20 protein-coding genes and 2 pseudogenes are annotated in these 18,491 nt (G+C 63.3%); 9 read left to right on the plus strand and 13 right to left on the minus strand.

The genetic code is table 11. The features are described 5' to 3' along the window. Positions 1–71: 71 nt before the first annotated feature. The 3 genes from V473_RS22170 to V473_RS22180 form a co-directional block, all read right to left on the minus strand. Positions 72–2,444, minus strand: coding sequence for a TonB-dependent receptor (locus tag V473_RS22170; RefSeq protein ID WP_066609354.1), 2,373 nt, complete (start codon positions 2,442–2,444; stop codon positions 72–74). Positions 2,445–2,589: 145 nt separating this feature from the next. Beyond that, positions 2,590–3,786, minus strand: coding sequence for an IS256 family transposase (locus V473_RS22175; protein WP_007684572.1), 1,197 nt, complete (start codon positions 3,784–3,786; stop codon positions 2,590–2,592). Between the two features lie 282 nt (positions 3,787–4,068). Further along, the gene (locus V473_RS22180) at positions 4,069–5,418 is read right to left on the minus strand and encodes an IS1380-like element ISSp1 family transposase (protein WP_013039775.1); all 1,350 of its coding nucleotides are present in this window, start codon (positions 5,416–5,418) and stop codon (positions 4,069–4,071) included. Between the two features lie 207 nt (positions 5,419–5,625). On the opposite strand from V473_RS22180, the gene V473_RS22185 reads away from it, so the two are divergent. Further along, positions 5,626–6,174, plus strand: a complete 549-nt coding sequence (locus V473_RS22185; protein ID WP_007684564.1) for a TetR/AcrR family transcriptional regulator — start codon at positions 5,626–5,628, stop codon at positions 6,172–6,174. Positions 6,175–6,326: 152 nt separating this feature from the next. Next, the gene (locus tag V473_RS22190) at positions 6,327–6,590 is read left to right on the plus strand and encodes a hypothetical protein (protein ID WP_007684562.1); all 264 of its coding nucleotides are present in this window, start codon (positions 6,327–6,329) and stop codon (positions 6,588–6,590) included. A gap of 37 nt (positions 6,591–6,627) precedes the next feature. Here V473_RS22190 and V473_RS22195 read toward each other — a convergent pair. The 3 genes and pseudogenes from V473_RS22195 to V473_RS22205 all read right to left on the minus strand — a co-directional run. Further along, a pseudogene (locus tag V473_RS22195) lies at positions 6,628–6,850 on the minus strand (histidine phosphatase family protein); the annotation flags it as partial. Positions 6,851–6,954: 104 nt separating this feature from the next. Further along, positions 6,955–7,275 carry a type II toxin-antitoxin system YafQ family toxin gene (locus V473_RS22200; RefSeq protein ID WP_021246202.1) on the minus strand — a complete coding sequence of 107 codons (321 nt, stop codon included), beginning with the start codon at positions 7,273–7,275 and terminating at the stop codon, positions 6,955–6,957. After that, positions 7,244–7,525 carry a type II toxin-antitoxin system RelB/DinJ family antitoxin gene (locus V473_RS22205; RefSeq protein ID WP_007684554.1) on the minus strand — a complete coding sequence of 94 codons (282 nt, stop codon included), beginning with the start codon at positions 7,523–7,525 and terminating at the stop codon, positions 7,244–7,246. Before V473_RS22205 ends, V473_RS22200 begins: the two co-directional genes overlap by 32 nt. 416 nt (positions 7,526–7,941) lie before the next feature. Here V473_RS22205 and V473_RS22210 point away from each other — a divergent pair. Further along, positions 7,942–8,238, plus strand: a pseudogene (locus V473_RS22210) (transcription elongation protein SprT); the annotation flags it as partial. 54 nt (positions 8,239–8,292) lie between these two features. Here the strand turns inward: V473_RS22210 and V473_RS22215 are convergent. The 5 genes from V473_RS22215 to V473_RS22235 form a co-directional block, all read right to left on the minus strand. Next, positions 8,293–9,057, minus strand: coding sequence for an IS6-like element IS6100 family transposase (locus V473_RS22215; RefSeq protein ID WP_001389365.1), 765 nt, complete (start codon positions 9,055–9,057; stop codon positions 8,293–8,295). Beyond that, positions 9,023–9,715, minus strand: coding sequence for a replication initiation protein (locus V473_RS24230; RefSeq protein WP_066609355.1), 693 nt, complete (start codon positions 9,713–9,715; stop codon positions 9,023–9,025). Before V473_RS24230 ends, V473_RS22215 begins: the two co-directional genes overlap by 35 nt. A 392-nt stretch (positions 9,716–10,107) precedes the next feature. Continuing rightward, on the minus strand, positions 10,108–10,365 hold the full coding sequence (locus tag V473_RS22225) for a hypothetical protein (protein WP_066771034.1): 258 nt from the start codon (positions 10,363–10,365) through the stop codon (positions 10,108–10,110). A gap of 35 nt (positions 10,366–10,400) precedes the next feature. Beyond that, a complete protein-coding gene (locus V473_RS23850; protein WP_148648505.1) occupies positions 10,401–11,279 on the minus strand; it encodes a hypothetical protein in 879 nt (292 codons plus the stop codon). Beyond that, the gene (locus V473_RS22235) at positions 11,252–11,521 is read right to left on the minus strand and encodes a mobilization protein (RefSeq protein WP_066609358.1); all 270 of its coding nucleotides are present in this window, start codon (positions 11,519–11,521) and stop codon (positions 11,252–11,254) included. The genes V473_RS23850 and V473_RS22235 overlap by 28 nt, the downstream gene beginning before the upstream one ends. A gap of 223 nt (positions 11,522–11,744) precedes the next feature. Between V473_RS22235 and mobQ the strand changes: the two genes are divergently transcribed. The 3 genes from mobQ (at position 11,745) to V473_RS22250 (ending at position 13,386) form a co-directional block, all read left to right on the plus strand. Then, a complete protein-coding gene (gene mobQ / locus V473_RS22240) occupies positions 11,745–12,794 on the plus strand; it encodes a MobQ family relaxase (protein ID WP_082679295.1) in 1,050 nt (349 codons plus the stop codon). A 63-nt stretch (positions 12,795–12,857) separates the two neighbouring features. Then, positions 12,858–13,103: a type II toxin-antitoxin system ParD family antitoxin gene (locus V473_RS22245; RefSeq protein WP_066609365.1), complete on the plus strand. Its 246-nt coding sequence runs from the start codon at positions 12,858–12,860 to the stop codon at positions 13,101–13,103. Next, entirely contained in the window at positions 13,096–13,386 is a 291-nt protein-coding gene (locus V473_RS22250) for a type II toxin-antitoxin system RelE/ParE family toxin (RefSeq protein ID WP_066609359.1), read from the plus strand. The genes V473_RS22245 and V473_RS22250 overlap by 8 nt, the downstream gene beginning before the upstream one ends. A gap of 4 nt (positions 13,387–13,390) precedes the next feature. Here V473_RS22250 and V473_RS22255 read toward each other — a convergent pair whose 3' ends face one another. Next, positions 13,391–13,846 carry a hypothetical protein gene (locus V473_RS22255; RefSeq protein WP_148648506.1) on the minus strand — a complete coding sequence of 152 codons (456 nt, stop codon included), beginning with the start codon at positions 13,844–13,846 and terminating at the stop codon, positions 13,391–13,393. Between the two features lie 847 nt (positions 13,847–14,693). Next, a complete protein-coding gene (locus V473_RS22265) occupies positions 14,694–15,386 on the minus strand; it encodes a hypothetical protein (RefSeq protein ID WP_007685994.1) in 693 nt (230 codons plus the stop codon). A 165-nt stretch (positions 15,387–15,551) separates the two neighbouring features. Here V473_RS22265 and V473_RS22270 point away from each other — a divergent pair, with 165 nt between their 5' ends. The 3 genes from V473_RS22270 to V473_RS22280 all read left to right on the plus strand — a co-directional run. Further along, positions 15,552–16,148, plus strand: a complete 597-nt coding sequence (locus tag V473_RS22270) for a recombinase family protein (protein ID WP_007685993.1) — start codon at positions 15,552–15,554, stop codon at positions 16,146–16,148. Then, a complete protein-coding gene (locus tag V473_RS22275) occupies positions 16,141–17,793 on the plus strand; it encodes an IS481 family transposase (protein WP_007685992.1) in 1,653 nt (550 codons plus the stop codon). The genes V473_RS22270 and V473_RS22275 overlap by 8 nt, the downstream gene beginning before the upstream one ends. Continuing rightward, the coding region (locus V473_RS22280; RefSeq protein WP_066609361.1) for an ExeA family protein at positions 17,793–18,491 on the plus strand (699 nt) is incomplete at its 3' end. The genes V473_RS22275 and V473_RS22280, both read left to right, overlap by 1 nt.

The following is an 18,491-nucleotide window of genomic DNA, read 5'->3' on the forward strand; positions in this document are numbered from 1 at the left end:
AGTCCCAGCCGACGATATTAAGGGACGTGACGGTGTCCCCTCTTCCCTTCGGCGCCCATGCCAGGCGCACGTCAATCGAACTTGAAGCCAAGCGTGACTCCATAGGTCGCTGGCCGAGCAGCAAATCGCGAAATCGAGTCGTCGAAAGTGATCACGCTGGTGAAGTAATATTTGTTGAAGATATTCTTGCCCCAGAGGGACACGGTCCAGCGTCCATCCGGCGCCTCATATCCCACCCGCGCGTCGAACGTGGCGTAGCCCTTCATCTCGAAGGGATGGATTAAGCCTGGAAGTACCTTGTTCACCGGCGATGGTGGGATGACGATGCGGTCGCCGCCGATTACCGCGTCCTGCGAGGATCGCGCATTCATCGTAATTCCGATGAAGGGCGCTCCGCCATTGTCGAGTCGAGCCTTGTAGTCGGCATTGAGGCCGACATTCCACTTCGACGTGAAGGGCAGCCGGTCGCCCGCGAAATTGTTGACCTCTCCGATCGCGTTGTAACCCGAATAGCGTTGGACCTTGCTATCGAGATAGGTGAGGGATCCTGTGAGACTAAGGCCCGGCAACGGGTTGATCGTCACATCTCCGTCGAAACCAAGGACGCGCGATTTCGGAACATTGACCAGGAGGTCGAGCACGGAAAACAACGGATCGTTGATCTTTCCGCGCACCTGCTTGTTACGATAATCATAATAGAAGCCGGCCAGGTTGAGCTGCACCTTTCGATCCCAGAGACCCAGCTTCGCGCCCGCCTCGTAGGCAGTGAGTTGCTCCTGTGTCACCGGGTTCAGCGAGGACTGGCTTGCGGTAGCGAGTACCGGGAAGCTGCCCGCCTTATACCCGCGAGACACGTTCGCATAGAGCAACGAGGTCGGCCCGACATGATAGTCCGCACCGGCCCGCCAGGACACGTTGTGCTGGTTGAGCTGGCCGATATAGGGCGTCCCCGGGACGTTGTTCTGGTTGAGCGCGTAGCAGTCATTGATGCCGATCGGCGTGAACGGCACGGTCCCGAGAAGGCTTCCCAGCAGGTTGAGGAGTTGCGCCACCCGTCCGTCGCCGCCGTCATAGGTACATGTCAGCGCGTGATTGTGGCTGTTGGTATACCGAACTGCGCCTTTCAGCGTCAGTCTGGAGGTCAGGTCATATTCGGCGTTCCCAAAGATCGCATAGTTCCTGATCTGTTGGCGATTGTATACGCCCCCCGCATCGATGAAATTAGCACCGGCATTGTTCTGGGACGAATCTGCGAAGTTGAGGAACTGGTTCTCGTAAGTGCGGCTGCGCTCGTAGTTGGCGCCGAGGACCCATCGGAACGCCGACTTGCTCGAGTTGGCAAGGCGCACTTCCTGGTTGAAGGTGGTGATCCGGCCATCATCCCTGACCAGATCGCCTTGTGCAAGCGCCATGCCATCACCATCGGTCGTCTGCCGCTGGGTGTAGTGGCCGTAAGAGGTGAGCGACGTCAGGGTGATCGCGTCGGTGAGATCGATGTCCGCGCGGAGCGCGGGCTGGTAGAATTTGCGGTCGCTGCGCGGCGTACTGATACCCGTCGACCAGTCGGCCGCCCGAGGATTTTGTGGCGAGAACGGATAATCGATCGACGATTGCTGCACGAACGGGTTCTGGCCGCGAAGTGCGATGTATTGGGAGGCTTGCGGATCCGATGTATCGCGCCACGCATTCAGGCTGAGCGAGAACCGCACGCTGTCCGACGCATCCCAATCGACGATGGCGCGCCCGGTGATGTAGGAGACCTTTCCGTTTGTGTCGTAGGGGCGACTGCTGCTGCGCTGCCAGTCATCGGTGTGCGTGCCGCTAACAGCTATGCGAGCGCGCAGGTTCTCCGTGATCGGGCCGCTCAGATAGGCATCGCCGTCAATTTCGTTGAAGCGGCCGTAGCTGATGTCGCCGCCCGCGGTGAAGGTGCGGGTCGGTTTGGCTGCGATATAGTGGATCGCACCGCCGGTCGAGTTCTGGCCGAACAAGGTTCCCTGCGGGCCTTTCAGGACCTCGATCCGCTGAAGATCGAACGCCGAATGGCTTGCCAGGACCGGAAACGGAAGAGGTGCCTGGTCGACGTAGACGCTGACCGCCGGGTAGACGCCGAGCGAGCTTTCGTTGAAGCCTACGCCACGCAACGTGAGGATCGGCGTGTTGGTGGCGCTTTGCGCGTAGGCAAGACCAGGAATGGCGGACGCGACGTCCTGAAGCGAGGTTATCTTACGCTCCGCCAGCGCATCACCGGACAGCGCTGTGATCGACAGGCCGACATTGTTGAGTTTTTCCTCGCGCTTATTCGCCGTAACCACGATCTCGTTCGCGCCCTGCGCAGTCGCAGCGTTCGGCCCGGGCGCCGATGCCGGTGCGCCTTGCGCCAAAGCGGGACCTTCGCCCGCGAGCAGGAGGCCAGCGACGCCACAGTAAAGATAAGCCTTCATGAATCATCCCCTCGTTTGTCTTTTATCTGCTGGAAGCACCGTCCGTATTCGGATCACCAACGGCGAAGCACAGCTCCGGCGGCAAACACGCTAGCCAACCAGGTTGTGTGCGTCAAGTTCTGCAAATTGGCGGTCATGGTGCTGGTCATGCGGCTTTGCGTAGTTCGGTTTTCTTCTGCTCGCGCAGTTCGTCCATATTGAGGTAGCGGTTGGCTTCGAGCCAGTTTTCGTGGGTTTCGACGGCGAGTGCGCGGACCAGGCGCAGGCAGCTGGGGGCGTTGGGGAATATCCGCACGACATAGGTTCGCCGCCGGATTTCCTCATTGAAGCGTTCGAGCATGTTGGTGCTTTTCATGTGCTTGTGATGCCTGCGTGGCAGCCGGTAGAAGGAGAAGGTCTCCTCGATCGTCTCCTCGGCCCAGTCGGTGAGCCTGGGATATTTGGCGCTCCATCGGGCGAGCCACTGGGCGAGATCGGCGCGGGCCTCGGCGAGGTTGCGCCGGTCGTAGAGCCAGCGCAGTTCCTGCAGGCAGTCGTCGTCGGCCTTCCTTGGCAAGTGATCGAGCGCGTTCCTCAGGAAGTGCACGTAGCAGCGCTGGTATGCGGCGCCGGTCAGCACCTCGCGGATCGCCGCGCGCAGGCCGGCATGATCGTCGGCGACGACGAACTCGGTGCCATGCAGGCCCCGGTCACGCAGGCGCAGCAGGAAGTCCTTCCATGACGTGGCGCTCTCGCGATTGGCCATCTCCACGGCCAGTATCTGCCGCCTGCCGTCCCAGTCGATGCCGATCGCGATCAGCACCGCCTGGCTTCCAACCACGCCGCCTTCGCGCACTTTCTCGTAGCGGGCATCAAGGATCAGATAAGGGAACGGCTCGTCGAGGCGGCGCTGGGCAAAGGCCGCCAGGCTGCCATCGAGCTTCTTGTTGATCGCCGAGATCGTCGAGGCCGAGAAGGCATGGCCGCACAGCTCTTCGGTGATCGCCTTGACCTTGCGCGTCGAAACGCCCTGGACATACATCTCGGCCAGCGTCGCCACCAGCGCCTGCTCCGACCGCTGGTAGCGCTCGAACAGCTCGGTCGAGAAGCGCCCGGCACGGTCCTGCGGCACCCGCAGCTCCAGCTTGCCGACCCGCGTCACCAGCGTGCGCGGGTAATGCCCCGAACGGTAGCCGAGCCGCGCATCGCTGCGCTCGCTCTTGCCCGCGCCCAGCGCCTCGTCCATCTCGGCTTCCAGCATCGCCTGCATCACGCTGCGCACAATCTCGCGAAGCGCATCCGGCTCCTGCGCCAGCAACTCTTTGACAGCGGATACAGCAGGCTTAATCTCGGTCCTGGTCATGGCGGGTCTCCTCGGTGACGTTGAACATCACCAGCCTGCCATGACCGCCTCGCTCCTCAAGCGATTTTGCAGAACTTCACGCACACTACCCATTCGTTCCGATCAATCCACTAGCCTCTCTTATTCACGACGCTCGGTTTCGGGTCCGCTCTGGGCATTTGCTGCGGCTGGCTGTATTGCGCGGACGACCGGCATCGCTGGCGTTTGTTTCACCGCATTCGGATTGATGGGCTTTTCGGGTTGAAGGGCTGGGCTCGGAGTTCTGCGGCGCTGCCGCATGGGCTACGTCGGCGCAGGCTTCAGCCGGAGAACGAGGGCGCGGAACAGGTCGGCATCCGGACAGGCGGAAGCGAAGGCAATGCGGATGCGGCTAGCACTTTCTACGACGCGCGCAGCGACCTTGAGCAGCCGCAGGCGCAAGGTGGTAAACTCCGCGCTTGCCAGAGCAGCGGTCCTGGGCATCGCCTGCTGGATGCGCCATAGCAGCCAGTATGCGGCAGTGTGCAGTATCAGGCGCATCTGATTGGCATTGGCCGAGCGGCACGAGGTTCGGTCGCTGGCGAGCTGGGACTTGTGGCGCTTGATCAGGTTCTCGGCCTGACCACGCGCGCAGTAGAGCGTGTCGTAGATGTGCTCGGCCGATCCTGTTGCCAACGAGGTGACGACATAGCGGATGTCCATGCCCAGCGTGCTGGCCTCGATCCGTGCAACGACGCGACGCTGGCACTTCCAGGTCTTTGCCCCATAGCGGGTCTCGGCATAGTTGCGCAGGACGGGACACTGACGCTGGGCGCGCTTGACCGCGCAGGCATCGGCGACCGCAACAATGGCGGGATCGGCGCGCAGCGCTGAATTGGTGGGCAGGCCGAACACGTAATCGACGCGGGCCGCATCGCAGTAGGCCATGACCTCGGGTCGACCATAGTGCCCGTCGCCGCGGATAGTGATGTGGGTATCGGGCCAATTACGGCGCAGGTGACGCACCAGGCGTCGGATGTGCCCCGCCGCCTCCTTTCCAGAAGGCGTCTTGCCTGTGCGCAGCAGCATGGCCACCGGCCTGCCGGTCGCGGTGTCGTAGATATGGATCGGTAGGAAGCAGCGCTCCCCATGATGCCCGTTCCAGAACGAGAGCTGTTGATAGCCATGCACGACGTCGCACGTGTCGTCGATATCCAGCGTGACCGCTGTCGGAGGGGCGGGATAGCTGGCGCAGTAGATGTCGATCATCGCGGCCATCATGCTGGCCAGTTCGCGCGTAGTCGGTGCATTTTCCCACCGGCTCATCGTCGGTTGGCTGGCCAGCCCCGCGCCCGATTCCGGCAGCTTGCCGAGCGCCAGGCGGAAGCCTGGATCGTCGCGCAGAGCATCGAGATCATCGGCATCCTCATAGCCGCACGCAATCGCGAACACACGGGCACGCAGAATGTCATCCAGGCGATGGATCACCCGCGCTGGATCGCGCGGATCGGCAATACAAGCCGCCAGGCGCTGGCAAATCCCCATCGCGCGCTCGGCCTGTGCAAGCAGTAGAACACCGCCATCCGAGGTAAGCCGGCCACCGTCGAACGCAGCTGTGATTTTCTTGCGGCCGACTGCTGGGAATCCAAATGAGCTTGCGATATCATCGTTCATGGCGGGTGTGGCCCGTGGCATTTTCTGCCCTGCGGCAGGTTCGGCTTAGACACCCAGTTCCTAATTCAGATCAGAGGCTTACGCCACTCCCGCCAACCCTTCAGGACACTTTTGGTGAATAAGGCGGGCTAGGGAGGTATGGTGGCAAAAAACAATTCGGTCGCAAGAGTGCGGGGACCCCGCTCTGCGGCGCGGCGGCAGCATATATTGGCCACGACCCGCGATCTCTTCGTCAAACGCGGATTCCATCAGACCGGGATGGCCCAAATCGCCAGTTCATCCGGCATCGCGGTGGGGCAGATCTATCGGGACTTTGCCAACAAGGAGGCGATCATTGCCGCCATCTGCGAAGCCGACCTTGCTGAATGGCTCGAGGAAGAGACGCTGGAGACGGCGGTCGCGGTGGGGGATCGCGAAGGTATCCTCGCCTGGATCGAGCGAATCGCCATCGATGAGCCATCGCATGAAAATCGCCGCATGATGTGCGAATTCGTGGCCACAGTGGGGTGTAACCCGATCATCGCCGAGATCAATCGCAAGGCGGATGTCCGGCTGCGCACCAGCCTGGGAGCGGCGCTGGCCTCTTTGGCGCCGGGCGCATCTCCACAGGACAGATCAACGGTGGTGGACTTCATCATCACCATGTCCTGGGGAATGGTAGCGGGGGCCGAGCTGTTTCCTTACCGAGACCACAAAATCTTGCGCCACTACATGGCGTCGCTGTTCCGCCGGGAACTCGCCGCAATGTGCAATTGAGGACCTGCTCAGTGCGCGCGGACCAAGGCTGGCGCAGCTCGATTGGCATTTTGGTGAGCTGAAGGTCCCCGGGCACTGGACAATTGTTCAGCATCATATCATCTTCTCATTACAGGCCGAGGAATACGGTCGCTCCAGAGGATACCGGAAAGATGATGAACAACGATAATGTGGCCCCCGGCGACAAGGCAATGATCCTGTTGCAAAGCCTGATCTGCTATTTGCGAGAAAAGAACGTCCTGTCGCGCGCCGACATCGAGGAACTGCGAAATCGCGTGGAGGCCCGGATGGCTACACCGGACAGCGGTCTGTCCTGCGCCACCGCGCTGGTCGCCGCCGCCGTGAACGAGATGCGGGAACTGGATGACTATTGCGGCAAGAAGTATGGTGGCAAGCACCGGCGTCAGGTGAACTGAGGCGTCCATCGCTGCATCGCAGGATTGTTTTAAAGCTCTCTCCTATGGGCCACGTCTCGACCCGCACGGCGGGGAAACGCGATCAGCAGCGCGGCGCTCTGCCGGGTGCGGGTATAGGTGACGTGATACTGCGGGGTCGGCTTCGGGCAAGCTCGCGGTAACCTGGCGCGTCTGTTCGTGGCCTCGATCGTCGCCAGATCGTGACAGGGCATGCCGGCATTGCCGGTGCTTTCGCCGTGGCGGATGAATATGGCCTTCATGGCTTCCCCTTCATTGCTGGCGAGCGCTATCCAAGCGATATACAAAAGATAGCCAAACAGTAGCGCTTCGCTTGCTTTTCTTGTGTTCGCCAGGAAGCGGCAGGCTATTCGAACAGTTCCGAATGCGTGCCGGCGCGCACGAAGTTCACCAGATTTCCCTCGATCGTGTAGATGAGCAGGAAGTCGCCGCCGATATGGCACTCGCGATGATCGCTCCAATCGCCTTTGAGGGCGTGGTCCAGCCATTCCGGGCCAAGCGGCGCGTCGTTGGCGATGAGGAGCATCATCGCTTCCTTGAGCTGCTTCATGTTGTAGCGCCCGCTGCGCGACAACCGCTCCCAATCCTTCGCGAACCGCTTTTCATAAGACGCCTCTCGGGGGAGCGAGGCGCGCTTACTGCTGGCGGGCTTCTTGGTCGAGGGCATCAAAGACTTCCTGAGGATCGGTGAAACGGGCGCGGCGGGCCTTCATCGTGGCGCGAGAGGCTTCGATGGCTGCCCGTGTTTCGGCGTTCGGCACTTTCAGCTCGAACGGCAAGGCATGATCCTTCGCGACCCGGGTGAGCGTCATGCGGACCACATCGGATACGGTCAGCCCCAGTTCGGCCAGGACGGCGGCGGCTTCATCCTTCAATGTTTCGTCGATGCGCGCACGCACGAAAGCGGTAGCGGCCATAAGAACCTCCTGTGATCCGTGTTCGATGTAGCTCAACTGAGCTACAATTACAACCATTGTGCGCCTGCCGCTTGCGCGGCACCGTGGCTCTAGTCGCTGCGCTCCCCAAGCCCGCACGCGGTCTTGGCCATTCGGTGACGATCCACATGGCGGGCGAGATCGCGTGCGCGGATCTCGGGGACAAGGTGCCGGCGCTGGCCGGCATGTCGTTTGTTCAGTGGGGAGAGGACGTTCCGCCCCCCCTCTCCCCAGCAACGGGAATAGACGGGCCGTGGCTCGCTCGGCTGGGCCTCGCTGCGCCCGCTCCACCCCGTCGATTCCCGCTGCCCCCCTCTCTCGCCGGCGTTCTTGGGCGTCCGTGTTCCGGCCGATGGCATGGCCATCGCCGGACAGGCGATCTGAAGGGAATAGAGACGATGACCCACGACAACCGGGAAAGCTGGCTCAATCGGGTGGCGGCGGGCATGGCCCCGCTCTTTGAGGCGCTGGAAGCTCCCCTGCCCGACCGGGTGCGCGTGGCGATCGGCTTCACCAGCGCGGGAGCCAAGGGCAAGGCGATCGGCGAGTGCTGGGATAACCGGCTGAGCGCGGACGGCCATTTTGAAATCTTCATCCGTCCGGACCTTGCCCATGCGCCCGACGCCATGCCGGCACAGATCGCGGCCATCCTCGCGCATGAACTGGTCCATGCCGCTGTCGGCATCCCGGCAGGGGGCTCTGTTGCAAAGATTGGCGGCAGTCAGAGGTAGGCTGTCGCTCTGCGCCGATCAGGCGGCTGCTGCGAAATGGTGGTTGAGCATGCCCATGGCCTCCGTCAGCGCCGAGGGCCCAATGCCAAAAGCTCTCTCCACAAGGCGCACCTCGCCCCTGATGCCGGGCTGCAGGCACCAGGGGCGAGCCTGTCCTTTGCGCAGGGCTCGCATGACTTCGAATCCCTTGATCGTGGCATAGGCCGTGGGGATCGATTTGAAACCGCGCACCGGCTTGATCAGTATCTTGAGCTTTCCGTGATCGGCCTCGATCACGTTATTGAGATACTTCACCTGCCGGTGGGCCGTCTCCCGGTCCAGCTTTCCTTCGCGCTTCAATTCGGTGATCGCTGCACCATAGCTCGGCGCTTTGTCGGTATTGAGCGTGGCAGGCTTTTCCCAGTGCTTCAGGCCTCGCAGGGCCTTGCCCAGGAACCGCTTCGCTGCCTTGGCGCTGCGGGTCGGCGACAGGTAGAAATCGATCGTGTCGCCCCGCTTGTCGACTGCCCGGTACAGGTAGGTCCACTTGCCCCGCACCTTGACGTAGGTTTCATCCAGGCGCCAGCTCGGATCAAAGCCACGCCGCCAGAACCAGCGCAGCCGCTTCTCCATCTCCGGGGCGTAGCACTGGACCCAGCGATAGATCGTCGTATGGTCGACCGAAATGCCGCGTTCCGCCAGCATTTCCTCAAGGTCGCGATAGCTGATCGGATAGCGACAATACCAGCGCACCGCCCACAGGATCACATCACCCTGGAAATGGCGCCACTTGAAATCCGTCATCGTTCCGTCCGTCCAATCTCCGCCAAGCATGCTCAAGCTTCACGATTTTTGCAACAGAGCCCCCATAGGTGCCTTCAGGAACGCCGAGTTTGGACCGTAGCGTGGCGACGTCCCCCCGCCAGATCGGCACGTCGCGGCGATAGAGCAACGCTCCGAGCTGGTAGAGTTCGAGGGCATATTTGCTATCGAACGCTAGCACTGTTGCCCGGTGCAGCAGGGCATAGGCTTCGCTGTCTTTCAGAAGATCGCGGGCGCGGCGAGTGAATCGGTAGATCAGCCACCCCTGCTCTCCCCCCTCAAATGTCTCCTCGATCATCTGGAACGTGCGCCGCCCTTGGTCGCCCTCGACCTGATCGGGCATCGCAAAAAAGATACCCATTAGCTCGTCGATCGTATCGGTAAGGCGATCATTGGAATTGTGGGAGCCGCGCAGCATGCGCTTGGCGATCCGATGTTCTTGGTCGCGCCATGCGTCGCCAGCGGCCTGGTGCATCATCAGGGCGAGAATCTTGCGAGCCGAGAGGGTAAGCGAAGCACCGCGAGCATAGCGGACCTCGACCAGTTCGCGCGGTTGCACGATCGTGTCGGAACCCCGCTCCTTCTCGATCCGCGCAACTTCCATCGTGCGCCCAGGCTTATCGTCGGCTGCCTCGCTCATGGCAGCACAATCGTTCGATGCGACAACACGGTCAAGTATCATGAGATGAGCGCGGCTAGCTCCTCACTTCACGCACCCCATTTCTCACGATACCCCACCCCATTTCTCACGATACCCCACCCCATTTCTCACGATACCCCACCCCAAAACTCATGATACCCCACCCCATTCCTCATAATAGGCTGGAATCGGCCTTTAAAATCAGTGGGATGCGACCCCCCTGAATCATAGAATCTAGAATCATGAATCACCGCGCGCGGAACGGAGGAGATTTAGATGGAATCGGCCAAAGGCCGATACGCCGATGGTGCGTGCCGGCTACGCCGTCACAGAGGCGGCCTATCGGCCGCTAGCTTGGCGAGGAAGGAGTTGGGAGCGAGGACGGTCCGCGATCATTCGGCGGTCGTCACGCGGCGAGGGGGTTTGCCGTTGCCATCGTGGACAACGACCGCGGACACGCCCGAGGCGGCAATGCGATCGATCAGGCGATCGGCATCCTCGTACTGGTCGCTTGGCCAGTCGCGGGCGACGTGGACGCGACCGTCGCCGATTTCGAGCGTCAGGTGCGAAATCGAAGGATCGAGGTCGAGCAGCCGCGCCATGTCGGCTTGGGTTTCGAGCGTGATGTGCCGGAGATCATCGCCGGTCATGATGAGCTGCCAGGTGCGGGTGCGATCATCGAAGCTCAAGGCCTGTACCATCCTGTGGTCGGCGCGGCGTAGCAAACGCGCTGACCGTCCTGTTTGGTTTTACTCCATCCCTTGCCCGAGCAGTTCGCGATGAGGGGGATGGTGGAAGTGCTGGTCTGGTCGAGCTGCCGGGCGAGCTTGCCGTTGACGGTGTTCGCCCAGCTGGCCGCAGCTACCTCGTCGCGGGCGCGGGCATAGCCCGATGCTTCACCGGCCCCGTTCCCGAGGTGATAGCCGTAACCCAGCGCAACAGGCACCAGCAGGGCGAAGCCGGCGAGCGCGCCGTTCCACCACCTGTCCCACCGGCGCCGGCGCAGTTCATGTGCGCGGCGATCGGCGGCATCGGCGGCAAGACGATCGTTCAGGGCGGCGTGCGCGGCCGTGTCAGCATCGATCCGACGCCGCAGGGTCTCTCCCGCCCCGGCAAGGCCATCTGCGGCCCCATGACGCGCTCCGGCCTCCGCACGGGCTGCCAGAACCGCAGGATCGACCAGGCGGGCCGCTATGGCCGTGTCGCGGGCTTCCTCATCTTCGGCGCGCTGGGCGTCCCTGGCGGCGGCATCGGCGAGGCTGGCGCGCACGTCGGTCCCCAGGTCGCGCAGGGTGCCGAAACCGGCAAGGATGCGCTGGATGTTGGTATCGAGGTGGGAGAAGAAGCTGTGCGCCTGGGCGGCGTCGGCGGCACCGCGAGCGCGACCGGCAGCAGAGGGCGGAGGGTCGGTGGGCATGTCGAACTCGGCCGGGTCGAACTTGCCGGCCGGGGGATCGTGGCGATCGGACCCGAGCAGATCACGCCCCCTTCCGCGCTCTACCGGGCGGCGGGGATCGTCGTCACGATCGCGGTCCATCAGCGGTCCTCCCCGGGCAGTGTCCACCCCTCGAACGGTTTCCTGTCCTGATCGCGGCTGATGCGGTGGGTCAGCTCGGAGACGATGCCGGCGAACCGCTGATCCTTGGTGGCGGCATCGAGGAGCAGGCCACCCAGGATGATCTTGCGGCGGGTATCGAGGCGACGGCCTTCGGTGGCGATCCGGGCGTTGAGCGCATCGAGGCGAGCCTTGGCCTGGGCAAGACGTTTTTTCGCCAGTTCGACAGATTCGGGAGTGGGGGCAGTCATACCTTCTCCGCGTCAAAGCACGATCACGAACCGAGCATAGCGCAAACCGACAAACGAAGCCACCCGAGACGACAGTAGGAGACAAGGGCGCACTTTAGCATTACTGCGTAATGCGTGCGGCAGGGACACCCTGACCCATGTCGCCGAGCGACAGCGGGGCCTCCGCCCCACACCCCGACCAGCGTCATGCCGCTGGACTACGTTCGAGGAAGGCGCGCGACCGATGGCGATCTACCATCTGGCGGTAAAATCGGTGTCGCGTTCGACCGGGCGCAGCGCCGTCGCGGCGGTCGCGTATCGTGCCGGCGTGGCCCTCGAAAACGAGCGCGACGGCCTGGTGCACGACTACACGCGACGGAGCGGGGTTGAGGATGCGTTCATCGTCGTGCCGGAAGGCGCGGAGTGGGCGCAGGACCGATCGGCGCTGTGGAACGCGGCCGAGGCAGCGGAGAAGCGTAAGGACGCCAAGGTAGCGCGGGAGTATGAGCTGGGACTGCCGGCCGAGCTGGACGCCGGCCAGCGCCGCGACCTGGTTCGTGCTTTCGCAGAGGATATCCGCGACCGTTACGGGGTGGCGGTCGATGCGGCGATCCATGCCCCGCACGACTATGGCGACGATCGCAACCACCACGCGCACGTCATGACGACGACGCGGGTGGTGGACGCGGACGGGCTGGGGGCGAAGACGCGCCAGCTCGACGTGCGATCGTCGGCGTCAGTCGAGGTGGAGGCGATCCGGGAGCGGTGGGCCGAACAGGTCAACGACGCGCTGGAACTGGCGCAGGTGGCCGAGCGGGTCGATCATCGTAGCTACGCCCGCCAAGGCGTAGAGATGGAGCCGACCGTGAAGATGGGCCATGCCTCGGCCGCGATCGAGCGGCGCGCGTATGCCGAGCAGATCGCGGCAGGCGAAGAGCCGCACGCCGTCACGCCGCGCGGGCAGATGAACGAGGCGATCGAGGAGAAGCGCGGGTTGGGGGCGTATCTCGAGCGCGGCCGGGAGTGGCTGCAGGAGATGGGGCAGCGGGTGCGCGACCAGGCCGAGCTGGCGGCGCATGGCATGGCGAGCCTGGTGCAGGGCGCGGCGCGGACGATGCGGGCGGGGTTGCAGACTAGTGCCGGCGACGGGTTCGATGCGCTACCGGCGCTCGACCAGTCACCCCGGCGAGAACAGACGCCGGCGCTCGATCATGGTCAGGACGAGCGCGATCGACAGCGACAACGCCAGCGCGGGCATGACCGCGATGGGCCGGCTATCGGGTTCGGGCGGTAGCAGCTTTGAAAGCATCATAGCGTATGCTAAAACGCACCAATAGTATGATTCATGGAGGCTAATATGGCGACCGTGCGCAAGACCATTACCCTAACCGAACAGCAAAATTCATGGATTGCCGCCCAGATCGACGCAGGCAGCTACACCAACGACAGCGAGGCGATCCGCGACCTCATCCGGCGTGAGCAGGAGCGCGGACTCGAGATCGAGAGTATTCGTCAGGCGCTGATCGAGGGTGAGCAGAGTGGGGAGCCGGAGCTGTTCGATTTCGCTGCGTTCAAGCGGCGCAAAGCCGAGCAGCATGGCTGAATACCGGCTTAGTCCGAGAGCGCAGCGCGACCTCGACACGATATTCGACTACACCGTGGCGCATTGGGATTTGTCCCAGGCGATGCGCTACACCGACCTCATCGAAGCCGCTTGCGCCAATCTGGCCGAAGCGCCGCAGCAGGCGCAGGGCTGCGCCAATATCCGGCCCGGTTATCGGCGGCGGGGCGTCGAGCAGCATGTCATCTATTTTCGGCTGACCAGCTACGGCATCGCCGTTATCCGTATCCTGCATCAGCGCATGGATGCGGCCCGCCACCTGTAAATGTTCAGGGTTCCTCCTTACGTCCCTCCATGTCGTAAAGCATTACATCGTCACGCCCCGTCATCATTCCATATTTGAGGGAAGTCGTGTTGATTGTTGCCAAGCTGTTCTCAACGACCATCGTGGTGACGTGAAGACAATCGAGGTAGCGAAGGGTGGGTTCGACGCTATTTTCTCTCATGTAACGGACTACGAAATCCGGTGACCAAACCACGCCGCCGCCCTGTTGACCGACTAAAACGTCATTGGTCTGGAGGGAGTGAGACGCGCCACCCTGTCCGTTCTGAAAGATGCTTTCTCGGATCATCTTGCCATTGATGGATTGGCAGGAGTAGCCGCCTCGAACGGCATCGTCTCCAATACCGATTGCCGGATCGGTGTAACGGGCTTTGATATACCGGCTCGCGAAGACCGTAGGCGGTTCCATGTCGCCGACCTGGACCAGCGTCGATGCGCTCAAGCAATCCCACCGGCCCTTACTCGGCCAGCACCGCTCGGCCTGTTCGTTCGCGAATTTCTCGCTCGGCGACGCCTCCAACCAACCCCAACTCCCATCGGGGAGCTTCTTCCAAGGATGTTTCGGCGTCTGTTCTACGGCCTGCTTTTGGCCGTTGTCGGAGGCTGCATGACAACCGGCAACGGCTAATTGTAGGCGCTTGCAACCGTAGCAGCTTCTGCTCGCAAACAGCGCCTTTTCCTGCCCAGATTACCTGACAACGAGCCGACTATGCTGCTCACGCTATCCGACAATGTGCTCGCCATCATCCGCGTCTGCTCGCAAACGGCAAAGGGCCGCTCATGGTATCTGCCAACTACAAAGTCGAGATTAGCAGTCATTTGCTGATGCGCGATGCTCACGCAGCTTTGTGGAACCCAAGATCAGAAAGTACACGATGGGGCAAACCACCATCAGCATCACTGCTGGATCGGTAGCCCATCTCGTTGGGCCATCGCTGTCCGGCTCACTTGCTACCGCGAGCATGAGCGCGATTGATCCTCGCACAGCGGCGTAGGTGGCAGGAACAAGCAGGATGTGGAGAAGCCACCCGTAGCGGAACCGCATGGCGCCAAACCAGCAGAGTACAGCTATGGCGGGTGGAGCGAGTGTGGCGGCTACGAAGCCGCAGAACCAAATGGCAAACCCTGCCGGAGTCAGCGTATCGCGATAGTAGCTGGCGATCCCATCCGGTCGCAATCCGAGAGCGACGAAAGAGCCTGCGACGACAACGGCACCCAAAGCCGTCAGTCCGACGCCACGCAATGTCCCGTGTCTCGGCATCAATCTATGCAATCCAGTAAGCCATTGATCAGGCTGCTCGCACTTTGGCTCGGAAGAAGGTCGTTTCCGACCCAATCAGATCGGGGTCGATCCCGCTCTCCTCGGCGGCCAGTTGCTGGATGATCCGCCAAATCTCGGGGGCGGTGAGGCGCGCGCCGTCGCGGGCAAGCCTGCCACGGTTCTGCTCCGTGACCAGTCGGGCGAGATCGCCGATAGTGTCGCACCTCCGAGGTAATCGCCGGCGGTCGAGGTGCCGTAACCATAGCCCCGCGTAGGCGCTCGCTCCAGCAGCGAAGATGCGAAGGGGAGGTGCCAGCGTCGTGAAGGCGAGGATCGCGACCGCGACAGCGAAGCAGAGACCACTGACAATCCCAAGCCATCCGGCTCGCGTCGCCGGCATCTTGAGGTCGGTATCGGCTTCCAGGTCGCTGAACGCTTGGCGCAGCTTCCCACCGATCAGCGGCGCCAACGGCGCATCCGGCCCGACGTGCCGGCCAAGCCCGAGCGCGCGTCGAAGCCTGTAGAACGTCATCTGCGTGGCGCATGTCGTGCCGCCCCCGCTGTAGGCTGCGACATGCGCGACGACATGGTCACGCACCTCGCCGAACGTTGTCCAAGGCAGGTTCGAGCGCAGGCGCAGATCGAAGGTGCGCTCGATTGCGAGGAAGAAGTCGGTGTCGTCGCCATCACCGACCCAGCCAACCGTATCGAGCACCTGCATGAACCCGGCTCCTCAGCGGTTCTGCAAAACGACCGTTTCTGACGAGCCGATCGCCTTGCTGGGCCGGCAACGTAAATCTGCGGGCCGCACTTTGTCAAAACTGTTCTGGAAACCCGCGTCGCAAAACGGTATGCCCCGCACGAGTTTGGAGAAGATCAGACGCTCATGCGGGTCGGCTATGCCAGGGTCAGCACCAGCGACCAGAACCCCGAGCTCCAGCTCGATGCGCTGCGGCGGGCCGGCTGCGAGCGGGTGTTCACCGAAAAGGCGTCGGGCGCGCGCGATGACCGGCCCGAACTGGCGCGCATTCTGGAAGACGTGCTGCGCGCAGGCGACACGCTGGTTGTTTGGAAGCTCGACCGCCTCGCCCGCTCGCTCAAGAAGTTGATCGCCACGGCCGAGGATCTGGAGCGCGAGAAGATCGGGCTGGTGTCGCTGACCGAGAGCATCGACACGACAACGCCGGGTGGCATGCTCACCTTTCACGTGTTCGGCGCCATCGCGCAGTTCGAGCGTGCCCTGATCCGCGAGCGAACTACCGCGGGGCTAGTGGAGGCGCGCCGGCAGGGTCGCAAGGGTGGCCGCCCATCGGCAATGCGCCCGAGCGACGTCGCCGCGGCACGGGCGATGATGAAGGAGGGCACGTTGCCGGTGCGCGACATCGCCAAGCGCATGGGCGTGTCGGTCGCGACCCTCTATCGCTATGCAGGCAAGCGCGGCAGCGGTGCATCGATCAAGGAGGCTGCAACAGCCCATGGCTGACCGGGCGAAGCGACCGCCTGGAGAGGCGCTGATCGATCTTCGCCGACGGTTGTCGCTGTTGCCCCCACGCGACCCCGGTCGCACCGAGATCATCGCCCGTGCGGCCGAGGCCTATGGCATCTCCATCTGGACCCTTTACCGGGCGTTGCGCGAGCTGAACCGCCCCAAGTCGGTGCGCCGGTCCGACCATGGTGCGACGCGGGTTGCCCCGCAGGCCGAGATGGAGCGCTACGCCGAGATCGTCGCCGCACTGAAGATCAGGACCACCAACAAGAAGGGCCGGCACGTTTCGACCGCCCGCGCCATCGAGTTCCTGGAAACCGATGGCGTCGAGACGCCGGAGGGCCTGGTCAAGGTAGCACCCGGCCTGCTGAAGCGGGCGACCATCGACCGGCTGCTCCGCTCATCAGGGCTGGACTATGCCCGCGTGACCCGCCCCCACGCAGCCGTTCGTTTTCAGGCGCGGCGATCCAACGAGCTGTGGCACTTCGACATGAGCCCGTCCGACCTCAAGCAGGTCGAGGCGCCGCTCTGGATCGAGCAGGGTCGCGGCAAACCCACGCTGATGCTGTTCTCGGCCGTCGATGACTGCTCGGGCGTGGTCTACCAGGAATATCGCAGCGTCTATGGCGAGGATGCCGAGTCCGCGCTGCGCTTTCTATTCAACGCCTTCGCCGCCAAGCCTGAGCCCGAACTGCCGTTCCAGGGCCTGCCGGTCACGATCTACATGGACAACGGCCCGGTCAGCCGGTCGCGCGTGTTCCAGTCGGTGATGGGCAGCCTCGGCGTGCGCGTCCTCACCCATCTGCCGCCGAAGGCCGACGACCGGCACACCGCGGCCCGCGCCAAGGGCAAGGTCGAGCGGCCGTTCCGCACGGTGAAGGAGGTGCACGAGACGTTGTACCACTTCCACAAACCCAAGGACGAGGCGGAAGCCAATCTGTGGATGCGGCGTGCGCTGGTCACCTACAACAACGGCGACCATCGTTCCGAGCCACACGCGCGGATCGAGCACTGGCTGCGGCACCTGCCCGGCGATGGCGTGCGGGCCATGTGTTCATGGGAGCGGTTCTGCGCCTTCGCTCGTGAGCCCGAGCGGCGCACCGTTGCGGGCGACGCGACCGTCTCGGTTGAGGGCGCTTCCTACGAGGTCGAGCCCGAGCTCGCCGGCGAGACGGTGACGCTGCTCTGGGGGCTGTTCGACCAGCAGCTCTTCGTGGAGCATGACGGCAAGCGGCATGGCCCTTACGAGCCGTCGCGCGGCGCCGTGCCGCTCTACCGCTATCGCAAGTATCAGAAGAGCCGCGCCGAGGAGCGGCTCGACAAGGTGGTCCGGCTCGCTGACCAGCTGGGGCTGCCCCGCGCGACCGTGACGGGCGGCGACCGGCCGCTGCCGTCGCTGCCGCCCTCCACCGCAGGGCTCGCGGTGCGGCAAACACCTTTTCCGGAGCCGGCGGTCGAGACGGCATACCCGACCGGGCTCGCGGCGCGCCACGCCATCGTCGACCAGCTCCGGCGACCGCTCGGCTCGCTGCCTGAGGCAGACCGCGCCTTCATCGACGCGCTGCTGGGCGAAACGCTCGACAAGACCATCATCGCTGACCGCATCCGAGAGCGGTTCCAGTCAAGACGGGGGACAAGCTGATGCTCGCCGACGTTCAATCCAGCTACGGGCTCGCCCGCCCGTTCCAAGGCGTCGGCAACTTCGAGACAGAGCATCAGCGCAACCTCGTGCGCGAGGTCTGTGCGGCCGTGCAGACCGGCAGGTTGATCGTCGTCTCCGGCCTGGTCGGATCGGGCAAGACGCACCTGCTGCGCCGCATCGAGGACGAGCTGGCCCGGGCGGGCAAGGTCGCCGTCGCCAAGTCGCTTGCGGTCGACAAGCGCCGCACCTCGTTGCCCTCGCTGATCGAGGCGCTGTTCTACGATCTCTCGCCCGGTGACCGTGCCCAGGTGAAGATTCCCAAGCAGGCCGAGCGCCGCGAGCGCGACCTGCGCGACATCATGCGCAAGGGCAAGCGCCCGGTCGTACTGGTGGTCGACGAGGCGCATGACCTGCACCACAAGACGCTGACCGGCCTCAAGCGGTTGATGGAGGTGGTGGCTGATGCCGGCGTGCTGCTGTCGGTCCTTCTGGTCGGCCATCCTCGGCTACGCAACGACCTGCGCCGCCCGCAAATGGAAGAGATCGGCTACCGCACGACCACCTTCGACTATGAGGGCATCGGCGCCGAACGCCGCGACTATGTTGCCTGGCTGCTCGGCGCCTGTGCGGCCGAGGGGGTCAAGGTTGCCGACTTGATGAACGAGGACGCGATCGACCTCATCGCCGAGCGCCTGCGC

Source organism: Sphingobium cupriresistens LL01, assembly GCF_001046645.1.
Taxonomy (GTDB): Bacteria; Pseudomonadota; Alphaproteobacteria; order Sphingomonadales; family Sphingomonadaceae; genus Sphingobium; species Sphingobium cupriresistens.